This window comes from Janthinobacterium sp. CG_23.4 (genome assembly GCF_029892305.1).
Lineage (GTDB): Bacteria > Pseudomonadota > Gammaproteobacteria > Burkholderiales > Burkholderiaceae_D > Janthinobacterium > Janthinobacterium lividum_D.
On sequence record NZ_JARXUX010000001.1, the window covers coordinates 1717411 to 1736514 of the forward strand.

Consider the following 19104-nt stretch of genomic DNA (forward strand, 5'->3'; position numbering starts at 1 on the left):
CCATGAGCATTTTAGATTTCTTCCGGCCAGCAGCAGCGCCGGAGGCACAGTCACGCCCAAGCGATGTGAGCGAAGTCTCGGAGCCGGCCGCCGCAGCACCGGTGGCGCCGAGTATCCAGGCGTCGACCGGACACCTGTTTGCCGGCCTGGACGATCCCGACCTGCTGGCCTTCATGCGCACGGGTGGCGAAACCGCCTCGGGCGCTTACGTCAACGCGTCGAAGGCGCTGCAGAACATGGCCCTGCTGCGCTGCGTGACGCTGATCTCGGAATCGATCGGCATGCTGCCGCTCAACCTGGTCGAGCGCGGCGACGAGAAACGCTATGCCACCGAGCACCCGCTGTACGACATTTTGAAGGCCAAGCCGAACAGCTGGCAGACCGCCTACGAATTCAAGGCGCTGATGCAGCTGCGCGTGATGATGCACGGCAATGCCTATGCACGCGTGATCTGGTCGCGCGGCCAGGTATTACGCCTGATTCCGATGTGTCCGGGCCGCGTCAAGGCTGAGTTGGATGACAGCTGGAACATGGTCTATACGTACACCCGCAAGGATGGACACCAAGTCCCGCTGCCGGCGGAAGAGGTATTCCACCTGCGCGACCTGTCCGAAGATGGCGTGACGGGCCTGTCCCGCGTGCGCCTGGCGCATGAAGCCATCGGCATCGCGCAGCAGGCCGAGAAGGCTGCAGCACGCCTGTTCAAGAATGGCGTCATGGCCGGCGGGGCGCTCTCGGCGGCAGGCGCGCTCACCGACAAAGCCTTTGGGCGTTTGCAAGACTCGATCAACGAGAAGACCGGCGCCGAGAATGCAGGCAAGTGGATGATCCTGGAAGAGGGCCTGAAGGCTGAGCAGTGGGCCACGACGGCCGCTGACGCCCAGCACATAGAGAACCGCAACCACCAGATCGAGGAAATTGCCCGCGCCATGGGCGTGCCGCGCCCGCTGTTGATGATGGACGATACCTCTTGGGGCAGTGGCATCGAGCAGCTGGCCATCCTGTTCATCCAGTTCTCGCTGCAGCACTGGTTCACGATCTGGGAGCAGGGCATCGAGCGCACGTTGCTGTCGAAGGACGACAACAAGAAGCTGCGCGCCAAGTTCAACGAGCGCGCGCTGCTGCGCGGCACCCTGAAGGACCAGGCCGAATTCTTTACCAAGGCGCTGGGCTCCGGTGGCCACGCGCCATGGATGACGCAAAACGAAGTGCGCGAGCTGCAAGACCTGGCGCGATCCACCGACAAGGGCGCCGACGAGCTGCGCGCGCCCGCCAACCAAGCGAAGACACCCAATGACCCTGTTAAAACTGCCTGAGATCAACGCCGCCCAGGGCCTGAGCGCCATCCAGTTCGACATGCGCCCTGATGCGCTCGAGCGCTGGGAGCCGGGCATTCGCGCCGCTGCGGAAGACAACGGCGCCAGCATTTCGATCTATGACCGCATCGGCGAGTCGCATGACGGCGAGGGCGTGACCGCCAAGCGCATTTCGGCCGCACTGCGCAATATCGGCGCGCGCGACGTGACGGTGAACGTCAATTCGCCTGGCGGCGACTTCTTCCAGGGAGTGGCCATCTATAACCTGCTGCGCGAGCACAAGGCCAAGGTGACCGTCAAGGTGATGGGCATCGCCGCCTCGGCCGCCTCCGTGATCGCCATGGCCGGTGACGAGATCCTGATGGGCGACGGCGCATTCCTGATGATCCATAACGCATGGGCAATGGCGATCGGCAACCGCCACGACATGATCAAGGCATCCGAGCAGCTGGCACCGTTCGATGCGGCCATGGCCTCGGTTTACGCCGCCCGTTCCGGGCTAAGCGCGGCCGAAGCGGCCTCCATGATGGACAAGGAAAGCTGGCTGGGCGCAGCCCAAGCCGTCGAGCAAGGCTTTGCCAGCGGAATCCTGGCGCGCGAGCAGATGGGCCACGATCCCGAGGCCAGCGCCGACACGAAATATCTTGCGATGGTGGAAGCGGCCATGGCCCGGGCGGGGCATTCCCGTTCGGTGCGCCGCGAAGCCATCAAGTCCTTGTTTTCTGGCACGCCGGGCGCTGCTGGAAAAAACGCCATGCCGAGCGCTGGCACGAAAGAAGTAGCAGCGTCACTGCAAACCCTGATCAACAATCTGAAAGGCACCAAATGAAAAAAGTAATGATGACCGGCATCGCCACGGCGATGATCGCCAGCGCCCTGACGGCGCACGCCGCCCAGGCCGGCCAACCCATCCCGCGCGGCATTGTTGCCGTGCGCGCCGACGGCGAAGTGAATGCGCTGATCGAAGGCGTGAACAAGGCCTTCCACGATTTCAAGGCCGAGCACACCAAGCAGCTGGACGAAATCAAGAAGGGTAACGCCGACGCGCTGCAGGCACTGAAGGTAGACAACATCAATGCCGACATCGCCAAATTGCAGGCCGCTGTCGATGCCGCAAATGAAAAAATCGTTGCGGCGCAAATGAACAGCGCCACCGGCGCTCTGAAGGACAAGGAATATACCGAAGCCTTCAGTGCGCACTTCAAGAAGGGTGAAGTGCAGGCCTCGCTGAACAAGGGCACGGCCAGCGAAGGCGGTTACCTGGCGCCGGTCGAATGGGACCGCACCATCACCGACCGCCTGCTGGTGGTCTCGCCGATGCGCGCCTTGTGCTTCATCCAGAACATCAGCACCAATGGTTTCAGCAAGCTGTTCAACAACCGCGGCACGAATTCTGGTTGGGTGGGCGAAACGGCGCTACGTCCTGAAACCAACGGACCGACGCTCGGCAGCCTGGCCTACAACACGGGCGAGCTGTACGCGAACCCGGCCGCTACACAGCAGATGCTGGATGATTCCGCTGTGAACCTGGAAGCATGGCTGGCGTCGGAAGTCGAAACCGAGTTTTCGATCCAGGAAGGTGTTGCCTTCCTGACCGGCAATGGCACCAACAAACCGAACGGCTTGCTGACCTACATCACCGGCGGCGCCAACGCGGCGGCCCACCCATGGGGCGACATCAAGACCGTCAAGAGCGGTGCGGCGTCGACGCTGACCGCCGACGGCCTGATCGACCTGGTGTATGCCCTGCCGGGCGAGTATACAGCCAATGCACGTGCGGCGATGAACCGCAACACGCAGGCGGCCATCCGCAAACTGAAAGACGGCCAGGGCAATTACCTGTGGCAGCCGTCTTTCGAAGCGGGCGCCCCCGCGACTGTGTTGGGTTATGGCATTGCCGAGATGGCGGGCATGCCCGACGTCGCCGCCAACTCCAAACCGATCGTGTTTGGCGACTTCAAGCGCGGCTACATGATCGTCGACCGCACCGGCGTGCGCGTGCTGCGCGACCCGTTTACCAACAAGCCGTACGTGCACTTCTACACCACCAAGCGCGTCGGCGGCGGCCTGATGAACCCCGACGTGCTCAAGGCCTTGACGGTCGCAGCCTAAACCACCAGCACCGGGTCTGCCAGGCCCGGTGCGACCCTCGAAAGGAATCACCATGATTTTCAGCAAAGAGTTCCGTGGCGTGCGCGACGGCGAAATCTATCCCGAAACGTTCCAACCGGGCGACGAATGCCCGCTCGAGCTGGTCGACGCGGCGCTGAGCCTGGGAGTGCTTGAAGTGCCTGAACCGGTCGAGTCGAAGAAAAAGGACAAGTAATCCATGTTCCTGACACCTGATCTGGCCAAGGGCTATCAGCGCATCGTCGGCACCGACGAGGACGACGTGATCCCCCTGATCCTGTCGGCCGCCGAAAGCGCCGCGCTGACCTACCTGAACCGCCAGGTGTACGCCGATGCGGAAACGATGGCGGCGGCTGTCGACGCCGGTACCGCCGGCCTATTCCCCATGGTCATCACGGACGATATCAAGGTCGGCATCCTGAAATTGTTCGGCGATATGTACGAAAACCGCGAGGACAGTGTGCTGGCCGTATCGGTGGCGCAGTTGCCGCTTGGCGCGCGCGAGCTGCTGCGCCCGCACCGCATCGGGAATGGCATCTGATGCGCGCCGGCCAACTGGATCGGCGCGTCACCTTCGAGCGCCCAGGCATGATTGAAGGCGAATATGGACCGCAGCCTGGCGGCTGGGCGCCGTTCGCCGCGCGCGTGCCGGCCCAGGTGCAGGATGCCTTGCCCAGTAAGTCGGAAACGGTTCAAGACGGCCTGGCTGTGGCCACGCGCCCGGCGCGCCTGCGCATGCGCTACCTGCGCGGCATCACGTCCGACATGCGCATCACGCTGCATGGCGACACCGATGTGGTTTTCCAGATCGTTGGTGGCCCGGCCGAGATCGGCCGCCGGGAATGGCTGGAAATGACCATCGAGCAGTATTCAACCCAGGGGCAATAATGGCAGACGACCGCAACATCACCGGCGGCAAGGCGCTGGACGACTTCCTCAAGTCCCTGCCGGCCAAGATCGAGCGCAACATCATGCGCTCGGCGCTGCGCCAGGGCGCCAACGTGTTCAAGGCCGAGGTGCAGGAAAACATCCCGGTCGATAGCGGCGAGCTTCGCCGCAGCGTGCGCGTGGTCACCAAGGCCAAGGGCGGCAAAGTGTCGGCATCCGTGCGCGTAGGCAACAAGCGCGCCTGGTATGGCCACATGGTCGAGTTCGGCACCAAGCCGCACAAGATCGTGCCGAAAAAGAAGGGCGCCCTGGTCATTGGCCAGACCCGCGCCCGGGTGGTGCACCACCCGGGCGCCAAGGCGCACCCCTTCATTCGCCCGGCGTTCGACACCAAGCCGGACGCCGCCATCGCCGCCGTGGGCGCACAGATCCGCAAGCGCCTGACCGCCGAAGGCATCAATGTGCCAGCGGCTGAAACCGATTAGGACCACCATGAAAATCAAGATGCTGAAAACCATGCCCGGCTCGATCGATGGCGTGACCGTGATCGAACTGCAGGCCGGCGCTGAATACACCATGACCGACGCCGCGCGCGGGCAGCGCCGTGCTGCTGCCTATTTCCGACGCGACGAAGCCGTCGAAGTGGCAGCCATCATTGCCGAGGCAGCACCGGCGCCGGCGGCCGCTGGCAAGGCGCGCAGCAAGAAATGAGCGCCATCAAAGTGATCCGCGCGCTGCTGATCGCGCATGCTCCGGTGCTGGCCTTGGTACCGGCCGCTCGCATCGTGGCTGGTACCGTGCCGCAGGGCACGCCGCTGCCGGCCATTGGCCTGACGGAGATCAGGCGGGGTGAACTGCCCACCGTGTCGCTGGGCCAGCGCGCCGTCCAGGTCACCGCGCGCGTCCAGCTCACGGTGCACGCCGGCACCTATGCAGACCAGAAGGCCGTGCTGCAGGCCGCTAAGCTGGGCGCGGGTGCGCATACCGGCACGGTGGCAGGTATTGCCGTGCGCAGCGTGATGCGCGACGTGGTCGGCCCCGACATTATCGACGACGATGCAGGCATTTATCAGCAGTCGCGCGACTTCAAGGTGGTCTTTGTCGAAGAAAATTAGATGTAAAAATACAGCAACAGCCGTCTTGTGCGGCTTTTTTTACGCCCCATGGGCACAGAAAGGCGATATGAGTGAATTGACATTCGATGGGAAAAAGCTGCGCATCATCGAGCGCGACGGGCAGACATGGCTCACGGCTGCGGATATCGCAGCCGCGCTGGGCTACAGCCGTAGCGATAAGGTGTCGCGCATCTATCAAGTCCATAGCACGGAATTCCGGGCTTCCATGACCGCGCTCGTCGAGACCCCGGTTTCGGGGTTCTCGGGCATTACGGCCGAGGCCCGTCTATTCAGTTTGCGCGGCGCGCACCTGATTGGCATGTTCGCCCGCACTCGCAAAGGCGTTGAGTTCCGCGCCTGGGTGCTGGACCAGCTCGAAGCTCAGTCCGGGCCGAACCGTTCGCTAATGGCAGCATGGTTCGAAGCCAAGGCTGCCGTCGATGCGCAAGCTAGATTTGCCAGCATGTGCGGGAAGGGGTTGCAAGAGCACCAGTCGCGCAAGCCGCCACTGGCAGCAAGGCTGGCCGAAATAGACAAAAAACTACAACCATCACTGCAATTCACCTGACCGGCTAAGCCGGTTTTTTTACGACCACAGGTTTTCCAGCCCGCCCGTACCGCAATCCTGCGTGCGGGCTTTTTTAATGAAAGGTATCAAAATGGCATTCGAAAATGATTTCGAGACAGTTGCGGGCACCAAGCTGTACGTCTGCGCGACCCGCCCCGCTGCTGATACGGTGGCGGCTTATGCGGCCCTCACCTGGATCGAGGTGGGCGACATCACCAACGTGGGTGGTGTAAAGGGGCGCGAGTACAGCACCTCGACGCTGTCGACCGTCAGCAACGCGCACGACCGCGAAAAGAAAGGCAGCTACAAGCTGCCAAATGCAGAAATGGAATGCGCCTGGGTCGAAGACGACGCCGGCCAGATCCTGATCGAAGCGGCGGCCAACGACTACACCATTCCGGCGTTCAAGGTCGTCAAACAGGGTGGCGGCATTCGCTACTTCACCGCCCAGGTGATGAAGTTTGTCGAAAACCTGGGCGGCAGCAACGACACCGTCAAGGGCGCTTTCACTCTGCTGCGCCAGAGCGACACCCTCACCGCGTAAGCGGCAACCATCACGGCCACAGGCCACCCCAGCACCGACCGGGTCCGCTTCGCCCTTCGAGGGGCGGGCGGGCTTGGCACGGGCATTTACCTACCCTCGAAGAAAGAAACCACCATGTCGATCAAAAAATATGCAGTTGCCGCCACCTCCGTCGTCCACCTGAAAGACGGCAACGACGAACTGATGTATGCCGATGGCGCCGACGGCAAGCCGGACCTGAGCCGTCCGATGCGCGTCACCCTGTATGGCCCGGGTTCGAAACAATTTGCCAAGGTCACGGCCGTCAACACCAGCGCGCTGATGGACCGCATGAAGAAAAAGGGCAAGGACAAACAGAGCGCTGAAGAGCGCACCGAAGAAGCGGCCAATACTCTGGCGGCCTGCACGGCATCGTTCGAAAACATCGAAATCGACAGCCTGGCCGGCGAGGCGCTGTACAAGGCCGTGTATTCCGATCTCGAACTGGGCTTCGTCAACTCGCAGCTCAACGCCCACCTGAATGACTGGGCAAATTTTACGAAGCCGTCGGCGAACAGCTAAGCCTGTTTGTCCGGCATGGCGCCTGGCTGAATGCGGTACCGGCTCGGCCAAATCAGGAGCGGCGCGCCGGCAGCCGGGATGACGAAGAAGCGCCCAGCCGGCGCGAAGAAATGCTGGCGCGCAAGGTCGACGTGGAAATGCCGCCTGTCGACTGTGGTCAGCACCTGCTGGGTTACCTGTATGAGTTTGGCCCGGCGATGGCCGGCGGCATGGGCGCCGTGCCGGTGACGTTTGCTGAAATGGCGGCATGGCAGCTGGCCACGGGTGTCGATCTGGAGCCGTGGGAGGCCCGGCTGCTGCGCCGGCTGTCAGCAGATTATGTGGCCGAATCGCACAAGGCCAGTAAGACCGATTGCCCACCACCATGGGGCGAGTCGGCACCGCTGCGCGCCAGTCAAGGCCGCGCTGCAGCGCGCGCCCTGGAGTTGTTCCTTGCATAGCACTAAAAAAGCAAAAAGCCCGAACGCGCAAACGTCTCGGGCTTTTTTAATTCAGTCGTACACCACTACGAAAGAACATTTATGGATTTTACCGTATTACTTGGAATTTTCAAGGCGCTTGGAAAAGGGGCAATTATGGAACTCGTAAAAAACAAGTGGATTCAGTTCAGCATTGGAGCCGCCATTCTGATGCTCTCGTCACAGGGTCTTGTGAAAGCGGTTCGCTGGTGGTAGCGGCGCCGCACATCAGCACGTGCCCTTGAGTTGTTTCTTGCATAGCAAGAAAAAAGCAAAAAGCCCGAACGCGCAAACGTCTCGGGCTTTTTTAATTCAGCAATCAAGCCAAATTTGAAAGTGAATTTACGTGAAGTATACCCCGAAAAATAAAGTGAAGGTGGAGGGAAAGATGAACCCAAAGGATGCTGGGATTGTAGGTAAGCGGCTTGCTGCCGCTGCGGTGATTGCGGCAACTGGAATAGCCATCGGCTCTGCATGCGCAGGCTTGGCGCTCACGCTGAAACTGTTTTTGCAATAAAGGCCGTAGCAACGGCATTACTACAAGGCATCACCGGTAAATATCACATACCAATCGCCCGCCGCCAGCGGGTTTTTTTTCGTTCATGCCGCCCGCGAGGTGGCCTTTTGTTATTGGAAAAGCAATGATTGTCGGAGACATGGAGATCCGCCTGCGGGCGGACATTGCGCGGCTTCAGAATGATATGACCCAGGCGCGCCGCGTCGTCACGGAGACACAGGACAGGATCAACGCGGCCGCCAATGCCATGAAGACGGCACTGGCCGGCATCGGTATCGGTGCGGGCCTGGCCGAAATCATCAAGATGGCCGATGAATACGCCAAGTTCACGGCCCAGCTGCGCCTGGCATCGACGTCAGTGGCCGATTATGCCGCGTCCTACGACGCCGTCAAACGCATTGCGAAGACCTCGCAGCAGGATCTGGCCAGCACGGGGGTGCTGTATGCCCGAATTGCCAACGGCACGCGGGAGCTCGGGACAACGCAAAAGCAAGTGGCTGCCATTACCGAGACCGTCAACCTGGCGCTGCGCGTGAGCGGCGCCACGGCGACTGAGTCGGCATCGGCCCAGCTGCAGTTGTCGCAGGCATTCGCCTCCGGCACGCTGCGCGGCGAGGAATTCAATGCGGTGAACGAGGCGGCGCCGCGCCTGATGAAGGCGCTGGCTGACGGCATGGGCCTGCCGGTGGGCGCGCTCAAGGCGATGGCAGGCGAGGGGCTGATCACTTCCAACATCATGGCCACAGTGTTGCCGAAGGCGCTGGAATCGTTGCGCGAGGAAAGCAAGAATATCCAGACGATATCTGGCGCATTCACGGTGCTGAAGAATGAAATGCTGGAGTTTTTCGGCATGCAGGCGCAGGCCAACGGTACTGTGGCGCTTATTACTGGCGCCATTCAATTTCTTTCTGAGAATTTGGATGGCTTGGTCATTATCCTCAAGACTTTGACTGCGTACCAGATCGGTACCTGGTTGACAACATGGGTGACTAAAACGTATGAGCAGGTTTCTGCGAGCATTGCGCTGCGCGCCGCAACGGTGGCACAAATGCAGGCTGATGTAGTAGCGGCCGACGCGAAAGTGGCGCAACTTGCTGTCACCCAGGTGGCGATAGTTGAAGCGCGCGCGGAAGCCATTGCGCGCCTGTCCCAAGCTCAGGCAAATATTCGTGCGGCCCAGGCCGCTATCGTTGCGGCAGAAGCCGCTGGCGCACAGAGCTACGCTTTGATGGTGCTGCGCACTTCTACGGCGGAACTAGCTGTGGCGGAAGCGGCCCGTTCGGCCATGCTGAAAGAGTTGGCTATCCTTGGCGTGCAACAAAAAAGGATTAGCGAACAGATTGCAGTGGCAGATACCACTCAGGCGGCAGCAAAAGCAGGCCTCGCCGGGGCCACCGGCGTACTGGCGGGGGCCATGCGAGGTCTCAGCGCAGCCACAGCATTTCTTGGTGGCCCACTTGGCGCAGCAATCCTGCTGATCGGGGCGTTGATCCTGGCGTGGCAGTCGTTCGGTAAGACGGCGAAAAAGGCGAATGTCGAGGCGGTGGAATCCTTGGAGGAAGGCACCATCCGCATCAATAAGGTGCTCGACAAGCAAATCGAGAAATACGAAGCGATCATAGCCCTACGGGGAAAAGGCGTTAAGAAAGAAGAAGCCGAGAAATATGCGGATGCGTACGCGCAATTGGCAGCTTTAGAACGCCGTCGTGCGGCGTATGAACAAGGGGCAAGGGGTACGTCTTCGAGCATGGCATTGGACCTGATGCGAGAAATTGATAAGGAAATTGCTGTAATAAACGCGAAAATCGCAAAATCGCGCGAGAAAGGCGCGGCCGCCGAGAAAATGATGGGGCAAGAAGCCTATAACGAGTGGAAAAAGATCTACGCTACCCGTGAGGAGCAGCGCGCCGCCGAGATCGCGGACCTGAAATCGCGCAACATGAATGCTGCACAGTACGCTGAGATGCTGGGGCGCATTAATTTGAAGTATGCCGACAAGAGCGCGGCCAAGGCCTTGAAGCAGGAAGAAAACGCCTACAAGACCCTGGTCGCCTCCATCCAAGAGAAACTGGAGGCCAACAAGCTCGAAGCGCTTGGCTTTAGCAGCATGACCGATGCGCAAAAAATGACGGTCAAGCTGAATGCAGCCATCCTGGCCGACAAGACCAAATTGAACACGGCCGACATCGAGCGCGCGCGCGTGCTGATCGCCCAGGTCGCTGCCGAAGACGCTCTGCTGCTGTCGGGCAAGAGCGTGAAGAAGGCGATTCAGGAACTGAAGGAAGAGCGCGACAAGCATGCCGCGTCGGTGTTCGACGAGATCGAGGCCAACAAGCAGGCGATCGCCACCTTCGGCCTGACCAAGGCGCAGATCGAGGCGCTGACGCTGGCCCGCCTGGAAGACCGCCTGGCGCGGCGCGGCCCGCAAGACCTTGACCTGGACGAAGCGGAGGTCAATCACCTGATGCGCATGATCGGCCTGCAAAAGGAAAAGGCGACCACGGCGGCTACGCTGGGCGCGCTTAATGCTGGATCCGATGTAACGAAAGCCAAGGAACTGCTCGATATCCTGACGGCGGTCGACAATGCAGCCAAGGACGCCGCATCGGGCATGGCTGCCAGCTTTGGCGCCGTGGGCTCAGCGATTGGCGGCATGACCACTGCCTTGACCGGCTTTTCGCGCGGCCAAGCTGCCATCGCGGCGGAGCTCGCATCGTCGATGAAGGCTGCCGCCGGCGATCCGACCAAGATCGCCAAGGCGCAGGCCATGGCCGCGCAGCAGGGCGCGCAGGCGCAGGTGCGGTCGTACGGCGACATGGCCAGCGCCGCCAAGGGCTTCTTCAAGGAAAACAGCACCGGCTACAAGGTGATGCAGACCGCTGAAAAAGCTTTCCGGGCCTACGAAATGGCGATGGCTGTCGAATCGATGGTCAAAAAGATCTTCTTCAAAGAAGCCGAGGTGGCAGCCAACCTGACGCTAAACGCCACCAAGGTGGGCGGTGAGGCTGCTGCCAGTGCCGCGTCGACAGGCCTGGCCGCAACCGAAGCCAGCGCCTGGGGCATTACGGCCGTGGTGAAGGCCTTGGCCTCGCTGCCGTTCCCAATGAACTTGGCCGCTGGTGCCGCGACACTTGCGGCCGTGGTGGCCATCGGCGCCAAGATGCTGGGCGGCGTAGGCGGCGGCAGCGTCAGCGTATCCGAACAACGCCAGGCTGCCAACGGCACCGGCTCGGTGCTGGGCGACTCGTCCGCGAAATCGGAATCGATTGCCCACAGCCTGGCCATCATGGAAAAGAATTCCGGGCTGGGCCTGGTGCACACCATTTCCATGGATGCCTCGCTCAAGCAGATGGTGGCCGGCATCGGCAATCTGGGCAACCTGCTGGCGCGCTCGGGCGTCACGGCCGAAGGCGGCGGTGCGGCAGCTGGTGTGCAGACTGGCACCAAAGTGCTGGGCGGCACCCTGGGTACCGTCGCTGGTGTTGCTGCTGGGGGAGTTGGTGGCGCAGCGCTTGGTACATACCTAGGCATGGGCATGGCCGCCATTGGTGGTCCGCTGGGCCTGGCCGTTGGCGCCGTGCTTGGGGCGGTGCTGGGCGGTGTAGTGTCGAAACTGTTCAACACTTCCACTTCCATCAAAGATCAGGGCATTACCGGAAAGACCATGTCGCTGGGCAATGTCGATGCGCTAGGCTTCACGGCCCAGGCATACGCTGATGTCAATACGAAGAAAAAGGCGTTTGGCATCAGCTACAGCAGCAAGGACAGCACCCAGGTAGCTGCCCTGTCGACCGAAATGAACCAGCAGTTCAGCATGATCATCAGCAGCATGGGCAATACGATCCGCAGTGCAGCGGATGTGTTGGGCATGGGCGGCGATGTTTTTAATGCCAAATTGAATACTTTCGTCGTCGATCTGGGCAAGATCAGCCTGAAAGGGCTAACGGGCGAAAAGCAGCAGAAAGCACTGGAAACCGCATTTTCCAAGATGGGCGACGACATGGCCAAGTTTGGCGTGGGCGGCCTGCAGCAATACCAGGCTGTCGGCGAAGGCTATCTGGAAACGCTGGTGCGCGTCACCAACGACTACATGCAGGTGTCCGACGTATTGGCCGTGCTGGGCAAGTCGTTCAACACGACCGGCCTGGGCGCGGTGGCGCTCAGCGAAGGCTTGATTGCCGCAACTGGCGGTCTTGACAAGCTGACCAGTGGCACCAGCTATTTCGTGCAGAACTTCCTGAGCGAGGCCGAACAGATGGCGCCGATTACCAAATCGGTACAGCAGGCCATGGCCGCCCTGGGCCAATCCAGCGTAACGACTAGCGAGCAGTTCAAGGCCCTGGTGCTGGCGCAGGACTTGAACACGGCCGCTGGCCAGGCCATGTATGCGCAGCTGATCGCCATTGCTGAACCATTCAAGAAGGCTGCCGATTACGCAGCTGAGCTGGCGGCGGCAACCGGGGATCTCTCGGCAGTGAACAAGACTGCCAGCGAAATCGCCAGCGAGCGCAAGGATTTGCTGCAGCAGCTGAACGAATTGACGAAAAGCGAAACTGAACTGCTGGCCATCCAGCGCTCCAGCATCGCCGCCGTCAACCGTGCGCTGTTCGACCAGGTGCAGGCCGCCAAGGCTGTTGTTTCGGCCAAGGATGCGCTGGCCAAAGCCTACGAAACCGAATCGACCGCCGCCAAGGCTGCGCTCGACAAGTCGAAATCGTGGGTGACCACGCTCAATGGCCTGAACGCCAGCATGGCCCTGGGCAACCAGTCCATCCTGACGCCGGAGCAGAAGTACGCCGAGGCGCGCGCCCAGTTCGAGAAGACCCTGGCGGCGGCCAATGCCGGCGACACGACGGCGCAGTCCGGCCTGTCGGCTGCCGAGCAGGCATTCCTGACGGCCTCGCAGGTGGTCAACGCTACGGATGCTCGCTACGCGGCAGATTACGCCCGTGTGGTGGCCGCCAACAACGAGGCATTGAAATGGGCCTCGGCCCAGGTCGACGTGCAGCAGGCCAGCCTGGATGCCCTCAAGGCCCAGGTGTCGGGCCTGATCACCATCAACGACAGCGTGCTGACGGTGGCGCAAGCCATCGCCAACCTGCATGCGGCGATGGGCACGGCGACTGGCCTGGGCGTGAAGTTCGACGGCTCCCATGCCGGCGGCTTGGCCAACGTGCCGTTTGACGGCTACGCGGCCGAGCTGCACCGCGGCGAAGTGGTTATGGATGCACAAGCTGCTGCAGTCATGCGCCGCTACTTCGGTGGCGCACCAAGCCAGGGCGGCGGCAACACCGACGCCCTGGTGGCCGAGATCAAGCTGCTGCGCGCGGAAGTGGCTGCGCACCGTGCCGATCAGGACAAGCAAACCGGCGCCACCATCCAGGCCACCGTCGAATCGAACGACAAAGCGGCGAAAACGGTTGTGGCTGGTGTCGACAAATCAGCCAAGGGCTCAGCCTGGGCCAATACAGTGAAAGGTGAATACGCATGACCGATGAGCAATTTCTACAATGGCTGCAAAGCCCGTCAGCCACCCGCATGGTGCTGATTGAGGCGCAGGTGAACGTGGCAGGCAGCGAGGTGACGCGTTACATCGCCTCGCGGCCGTACGTCACCGGGCCGACCGAAGTGCCAGCCAACACCGAGTATCTGCCGCTGGCCACTGGCGGCCTGGCTTTCACCGAGCAGGTCAGCTTGACGGGTGAAGCTGGTCTATCGGGTGGCGACATTGAGCTGGACAACGGCGATGGCGCGCTTGATGGCTGGTTGCTTGATGTCTGGCGCAACCGTGCCATCAAAGCCTGGGCTGGCGACCCTAGTTGGCCGCGCGCCGACTTCCGCCTAGTGTTTGACGGCATCATTGATGACGTTGGCAGTTCCAGTCGGGAAACCATCAACCTGGTGCTGCGCGACAAGATGCAGCGCTTAAATACGCCCATCACCGAGGCCAAGCTGGGCGGCACGTCGCCAAACAAGGACGCAATCTTGCCGATTCCGTTCGGCGAATGTCACAACGTGACGCCGTTGCTGATCAACCCAAATACTCCGGAGTATGGATTTTTGGGGCCGGTCGAGTGGTTCGTCAATGACGAGGCGCGCACCAGCGGCAAGCCGGTGCCGACCGTTGTCAATGCCGCCACGGGGCGCTTCACGCTGCCGATCAACCCGCTGGCCAACGCTGTCACCGTCAGCGTGCAGGGCGACAACGTTGGCGGCTACGCTCCGCGCATCGCGCCGCTGGTGCAGCGCATTGCCACCGGCTACGGCAAGGCAGCTGACCGCTTCACTCTGGATGACCTGGACCTGGACAACCTAGCCGCCTTCGACGCCGCTCACCCGCAAAAGGTGGGCCTGTACGTTGCGGACCGAACGAACCAGGCGCAGGCCATCCAGCAACTGGCGGCCAGTGTGGGCGCCCAGGCGCTAATGTCGCGCACGGGCAAGTTGCGCCTGGTGCAAATCACCTTGCCCGCTATCGGCGTGCCGATTGAGATCGGGCCGGACCAGATGCTGGAGCACTCGTTGCGCCCGGTCCAGCGTCTGCCTGTGGCCGCTGCCGTCAAGATCGCCTTTGACCTCAACTACACAGTGCAGGCCGGCCTTGTCACCTCGCTGCCGCCGGCGCATGCCGAGCTGTATGCCGCAGAATGGCTGACCGAAACAGTGGTCGATGCTGCGGTGCGTGCGCGCTACCGCTTGACCGATGACCCGGTGCAGATCGAGACGTGCCTCAAATCGCGCGCCGATGCGCGGGCCGAGGCGGCGCGGCGCCTGGCGATGAACAAGGTGCCGCGCACCATTTATGAACTTGACGGGGAGCCTGAATTAATGATGCTTGAACTGGGGCAGCCTGTGCTGCTGCGCGATGCGCGCTTCGGCCTGCAGGATGGTTTGCCGGGTGTGGTGGTGTTGCTGTCGCGCTATTGGCTGACCGGCCGTGTCACCGTGGGGGTGCTGGTATGAGGACCATTGCAGGAGAGCGCGACAACATCATCATGAACACCGTGCCGCGCTTCGCGCCGGCCACTGACCGCGTGCTGCTGCTGGCGGCCACGGGGCAGGCGTTCAAGGTAGCGGCAACGGGCTTGGCCAGCCCGGCAGCCATCACGTTCACGGCGGCAATGCTGAATATGGCGGGGACGGTCGATATCAGCACCAGCGATGGCAGCGTGCTCGAACTTGCAGGCAACGTCGCAACGCTGCGCTACGCAGACATGGCCAGCAATACGACCGTGATCACGGCCCGCATCGTGGTCGATGGCCTGACCTACACCGCCAGCCAGACGGTGAGCAAGATTTTCGATGGCGTGACTGGCAACTCCACGCGCGTCTGCTACAGCAAGACCAGCTTATCCTCGCTGGCCAGCGCGCCGGCAACGATCAGCACGGCCGGAAGCACATCGTACCCGCCGCTCAACACTTGGGGCGCAGGCACTGTATGGGAGGGCTCGCCGCAAGAATTCGCCGCGGGCGAATCGCTGTACCGGTCTGATGGGATTTTCAACCCGGCCAGCGGCACGACCTTGTGGAGCGCGCCGTACCTGAATGCATTGAAAGTGGGAAGGCTGAGCGCGATCAGTGCGGATCTCGGGGAGGTTACGGCGGGCACCTTGAGGGCGGTCACGATCTATGGCGGCCCTGGGTACCTGACCAAGGACTACGCATGGCCCACCAATGGCCTCGGCGGTTTCCACCTTAGTTCCGCTGGGCTGCTCATGGGCTGCTACAGCACGGGGAAATACTTTGAGGCCCGGGCAGATGGCAACCTTTATATGCCGGGACTGAAGGTGGAGGGCGGCCAGGCCAGCTACTCGGGGAAACTCTCGGCCGTAACCGGTTCGTTTGGCGCCGTGACGATTGCTCCCGGCGGCTCCATTTCCTCGGGGCAGACGGGCTTCAACGTCGGAAATGGATTTTGGCTGGGCATTGACGTAGGCATCCCCAAATTCAGCCTGGGCCAAGGTGGAGGTGCTGGTATCCGATGGGATGGCAATAATTTATATGTCGTCAATCCAAAAATTGCCAGTTTTGATCTGGTCATTTCCCCTAGCGCATCCGGCAACTACTTCACGATGGGGCGCAATACCGTAGACGGTTTCGCCGGCACTTATACGGCAGTGGCGACCAATGGCAGCGGGAGTTTCAGCTATCTATGGCGCTTGGAGGGCAGCACCTTTGCCTGGGTGTCGACAAACAATTACACCAATGCGCAGGTACTGCCGGGGGTTTCCGGGCGCGGCGTGACCGGCGAATTTGACCTCTACGCCATTTGCACCTGCACCGACACCAACACCGGGCAAACGCAAACCCGGTCTTTCAACTTTATAGTGAATTTCACATGACACAATTTATTGCCGTGGATGCCGATGGCCGCGTGCTGTATGCGTGCGGCCGTCCAGATCCAGCCGATTTTACCGGGCCTTTGCCACCACCACCGAATGAGGAAGAGGGGATCGAGTACTTCCCCTGGCAGCGGCCTCTGGTTTTCGGCAACCCGCCAAGCCCCACAGCGGTATTGCGTTGGAATGGTGTGGCGCCGGCATGGGTCGAGAATGACAGCACCATCGACGCATGTCGCCAGCGGCGATGGGCGTTGATCAAAGCAGCGCGCGATGCGGCATTGGCCGGCGGCTTCACGTTTGGCGGCGCGCGGTTCGATAGCGACGCCGTGTCGATTGGCCGCATCACGGGCGCCGCCATGCTGGCCTTGATGGCTGTTGCCGCAGGCGAGCCGTACAGCGTGACATGGGTGCTGGCCGACAATACCACCCGTACGTTCGACGGTGCCAGCACCATGGCGCTGGGCGCGGCGGCCGGACTGCATGTGCAGCGTATCGTCGACCAAGGCCAGGCATTGCGCGAGCAACTCGATGCGGCCACATCACACACCGCCATCGAGGCGGTGATCTGGCAGGAGGCGTCGTAAATGGGAAATCTTCGCATCATCTACGACAACGCTGCCGACCGCGCGGCGCTCACCGCATCGAGCCAGGCCGGCGCGCTTGGCCCGAGCAACCTGCAGCGAGAACGCAAGTCAGCCGTGCTGCGCTCTGTCGGCACGGCGCTGACCATTACCGCCACGCTGCCGCTGGGCGAGATTATAGGCGTCGTGGTCCTGCCGTTCTGCAACCTGACTTCGAATGCCAAGATCCGTGTGCGCGGCTATACCGCGTCCGGGGATGCTGTTCCGGTGATCGATACCGGCCTAGTGCTGGCATGCGCCTACGCGCCGCTGGGCGCTTGGGACTGGGGAGCCACGGCGCTGGCAGTCAATGCCTTTTCATTTGGTGGTGGCACCTATGCGCGGGCCTGGTTCCCGCGCCAGACCGCGCGCTATTTTGTGATCGAGCTGGCCGACCCCGGCAACCCCGCTGGCTACATCGAGTGCTCGCGCCTGGTGATGGGGAACTACTGGGAGCCTGATAACAACGCCAGCTACGGCGCCAGCGTGACGCCCGTCGACACGTCGACCCAGTACCGCAAGGCTTCCGGCGAGCAGGGCGTCGAGGCTGGCTGCAGCTACCGCAAGCTGTCGTTGCCGCTCGATCACATGACGCCGACAGATCGCGCTGCAGTCTGGCGCCTGGTGCGCGGCAGCGGAAAGCGCCTGCCGATTCTGGTGAGCCTGTTTCCCGATGATGCTGATCCTGAGTTGGAGCAAACCCACCAGCTATATGGCCGCCTCAGCGAACTGGCCGCCATTTCGGCGCCGTACTTTAAAACCTATGCAACATCGCTTGATATCGAGGAACTGTAATGGCAGATATTTTTACTCCTGGCATGCGGGACTGGCTAGACAAGCTCAATCAGTTGGCTGAAGGGCAGCTGCTGCCAATTCAGCCCGACTGGAACGCGGCGCCGGGCTCGGTCAAAGAAATCAAGAACAAGCCCGTGTTGGCAGCCGTGGCCACATCGGGCAGCAAGGCCGATGTGGGGCTGGGGGCTGTCGACAATACTGCGGACGCAGACAAGCCGGTCAGCACTGAGCAAAAAGCTGCGCTGGATTTAAAGGCGAGCATAAACAGTACGGGCATGAAAAACCGCATCCATAACGGCTGTATGCGTGTGGCTCAACGTGGAATCAGCGGGGCGAGCGTCTGGTTTGGTATCTCCTTAGATCGGTGGCACTTAATCTCGGCAGGGACTGCGGTGAACTGGGAGCAACGGCCATTAGATATTGATGGCAAGCTCCGAGCGCTAACATGGGCAGGGGCTGCTGGTAACACTTACGTACAGGCACAGCAGCGCATCGAGGCTATAAACTGCCAAGACATGGCTGGCACTGCTGTCGTCTTATCTTTTCTTGTATATCAGTCCACAGGGGCAAGTAGGAGCATTGCCCCGCAACTAGGGTACTCCACAGGGGCAGAAGACTCGTGGCAGGCCATAACGTTCATCCCCTCGCTAGACCCAGTGGCAACAATACCAAATGCCGCGTGGACTCGTGTTACAGCGCGGTTTGCAGTTCCCGCAGCAGCGACTACGGGTTTAGCGGTGTTCCCTATAGGCGCAAACGCCCCCCTAGCTTTCGGTGCTGGGCAGGAAGGGGGGCTTGCAAATGTGCAGCTAGAGATAGCAAACACTGCAACCCCGTTAGAGCGCAGGCCATATAGCCTAGAGCTCAGCCTTTGTCAGTACTACTACAGGAGGGATGCGTTCGGCCATAACGTGGTTGTCGGCACTGGGCAGGCGTATAGCACTGATACCGCGTACGTTTTGGTGCCGCTGTCGGGCGCGATGCGAGTGTCACCTACTCTCTCATTTTCTGGAGCGTTGTCAAGGCTGGGAGGGGAAATGGTTACGGGGCCGGATCAGCCGGGTTACGGGCCATCTGGACTTTCAATCCGCGTTGGCTACTCCACCACGCGATACGTCGCAGGTGACGCGGTTATGCTTATGGCCAACGGATCATTCACTGTCATTAGAATTGCGGAGCTATGATGTATAAACAATTAAATGGTGCCTACGTTATTCGCTTGGCCGATAACGCCTATGTACCACGGGACCCTGAGAATCAAGACTACCAGG

Annotated in this window: 21 protein-coding genes; all 21 read left to right on the top strand. The window is 61.3% G+C overall.

What is annotated here, in order from left to right; all coding sequences use genetic code 11:
• The first annotated feature begins 2 nt into the window (after positions 1–2).
• The 21 genes from H4V96_RS07785 to H4V96_RS07885 all read left to right on the top strand — a co-directional run bounded on the left by H4V96_RS07785 (position 3) and on the right by H4V96_RS07885 (position 19017).
• Entirely contained in the window at positions 3–1316 is a 1314-nt protein-coding gene (locus H4V96_RS07785) for a phage portal protein (protein WP_196856774.1), read from the top strand.
• Entirely contained in the window at positions 1294–2145 is an 852-nt protein-coding gene (locus tag H4V96_RS07790) for a head maturation protease, ClpP-related (protein WP_196856775.1), read from the top strand. The genes H4V96_RS07785 and H4V96_RS07790 overlap by 23 nt, the downstream gene beginning before the upstream one ends.
• A gap of 32 nt (positions 2146–2177) precedes the next feature.
• Positions 2178–3428: a phage major capsid protein gene (locus H4V96_RS07795; RefSeq protein WP_196856804.1), complete on the top strand. Its 1251-nt coding sequence runs from the start codon at positions 2178–2180 to the stop codon at positions 3426–3428.
• Positions 3429–3480: 52 nt separating this feature from the next.
• Entirely contained in the window at positions 3481–3642 is a 162-nt protein-coding gene (locus H4V96_RS07800; RefSeq protein WP_196856776.1) for a hypothetical protein, read from the top strand.
• A 3-nt stretch (positions 3643–3645) separates the two neighbouring features.
• Positions 3646–3987, top strand: coding sequence for a head-tail connector protein (locus H4V96_RS07805; protein ID WP_196856777.1), 342 nt, complete (start codon positions 3646–3648; stop codon positions 3985–3987).
• Positions 3987–4334 (top strand): head-tail adaptor protein, encoded by a 348-nt coding sequence (locus H4V96_RS07810; protein WP_196856778.1) that lies wholly within the window; start codon positions 3987–3989, stop codon positions 4332–4334. The genes H4V96_RS07805 and H4V96_RS07810 overlap by 1 nt, the downstream gene beginning before the upstream one ends.
• The gene (locus H4V96_RS07815; RefSeq protein WP_196856779.1) at positions 4334–4819 is read left to right on the top strand and encodes an HK97-gp10 family putative phage morphogenesis protein; all 486 of its coding nucleotides are present in this window, start codon (positions 4334–4336) and stop codon (positions 4817–4819) included. Before H4V96_RS07810 ends, H4V96_RS07815 begins: the two co-directional genes overlap by 1 nt.
• 7 nt (positions 4820–4826) lie before the next feature.
• Positions 4827–5045, top strand: coding sequence for a hypothetical protein (locus H4V96_RS07820; RefSeq protein WP_196856780.1), 219 nt, complete (start codon positions 4827–4829; stop codon positions 5043–5045).
• Complete coding sequence (locus H4V96_RS07825) at positions 5042–5449, top strand: hypothetical protein (RefSeq protein ID WP_196856781.1); 408 nt, start codon at positions 5042–5044, stop codon at positions 5447–5449. The genes H4V96_RS07820 and H4V96_RS07825 overlap by 4 nt, the downstream gene beginning before the upstream one ends.
• 67 nt (positions 5450–5516) lie before the next feature.
• Complete coding sequence (locus H4V96_RS07830; protein WP_196856782.1) at positions 5517–6017, top strand: BRO family protein; 501 nt, start codon at positions 5517–5519, stop codon at positions 6015–6017.
• A 91-nt stretch (positions 6018–6108) separates the two neighbouring features.
• Positions 6109–6561: a hypothetical protein gene (locus H4V96_RS07835; RefSeq protein ID WP_196856783.1), complete on the top strand. Its 453-nt coding sequence runs from the start codon at positions 6109–6111 to the stop codon at positions 6559–6561.
• 114 nt (positions 6562–6675) lie between these two features.
• Positions 6676–7101 carry a hypothetical protein gene (locus H4V96_RS07840; RefSeq protein WP_196856784.1) on the top strand — a complete coding sequence of 142 codons (426 nt, stop codon included), beginning with the start codon at positions 6676–6678 and terminating at the stop codon, positions 7099–7101.
• A gap of 110 nt (positions 7102–7211) precedes the next feature.
• On the top strand, positions 7212–7541 hold the full coding sequence (locus H4V96_RS07845) for a hypothetical protein (RefSeq protein ID WP_196856785.1): 330 nt from the start codon (positions 7212–7214) through the stop codon (positions 7539–7541).
• A gap of 81 nt (positions 7542–7622) precedes the next feature.
• Positions 7623–7775, top strand: a complete 153-nt coding sequence (locus H4V96_RS07850; protein ID WP_196856786.1) for a hypothetical protein — start codon at positions 7623–7625, stop codon at positions 7773–7775.
• 130 nt (positions 7776–7905) lie between these two features.
• Positions 7906–8076 carry a hypothetical protein gene (locus H4V96_RS07855; protein WP_196856787.1) on the top strand — a complete coding sequence of 57 codons (171 nt, stop codon included), beginning with the start codon at positions 7906–7908 and terminating at the stop codon, positions 8074–8076.
• Positions 8077–8200: 124 nt separating this feature from the next.
• A complete protein-coding gene (locus tag H4V96_RS07860; RefSeq protein ID WP_280720840.1) occupies positions 8201–13567 on the top strand; it encodes a tape measure protein in 5367 nt (1788 codons plus the stop codon).
• Entirely contained in the window at positions 13564–15039 is a 1476-nt protein-coding gene (locus H4V96_RS07865; RefSeq protein WP_196856789.1) for a hypothetical protein, read from the top strand. The genes H4V96_RS07860 and H4V96_RS07865 overlap by 4 nt, the downstream gene beginning before the upstream one ends.
• Positions 15036–16418 carry a hypothetical protein gene (locus H4V96_RS07870; protein WP_196856790.1) on the top strand — a complete coding sequence of 461 codons (1383 nt, stop codon included), beginning with the start codon at positions 15036–15038 and terminating at the stop codon, positions 16416–16418. Before H4V96_RS07865 ends, H4V96_RS07870 begins: the two co-directional genes overlap by 4 nt.
• Entirely contained in the window at positions 16415–17002 is a 588-nt protein-coding gene (locus H4V96_RS07875; protein WP_280720841.1) for a DUF4376 domain-containing protein, read from the top strand. Before H4V96_RS07870 ends, H4V96_RS07875 begins: the two co-directional genes overlap by 4 nt.
• The gene (locus H4V96_RS07880) at positions 17003–17833 is read left to right on the top strand and encodes a hypothetical protein (protein ID WP_196856792.1); all 831 of its coding nucleotides are present in this window, start codon (positions 17003–17005) and stop codon (positions 17831–17833) included.
• Positions 17833–19017: a hypothetical protein gene (locus tag H4V96_RS07885; protein WP_196856793.1), complete on the top strand. Its 1185-nt coding sequence runs from the start codon at positions 17833–17835 to the stop codon at positions 19015–19017. The genes H4V96_RS07880 and H4V96_RS07885 overlap by 1 nt, the downstream gene beginning before the upstream one ends.
• Positions 19018–19104 lie beyond the last annotated feature (87 nt).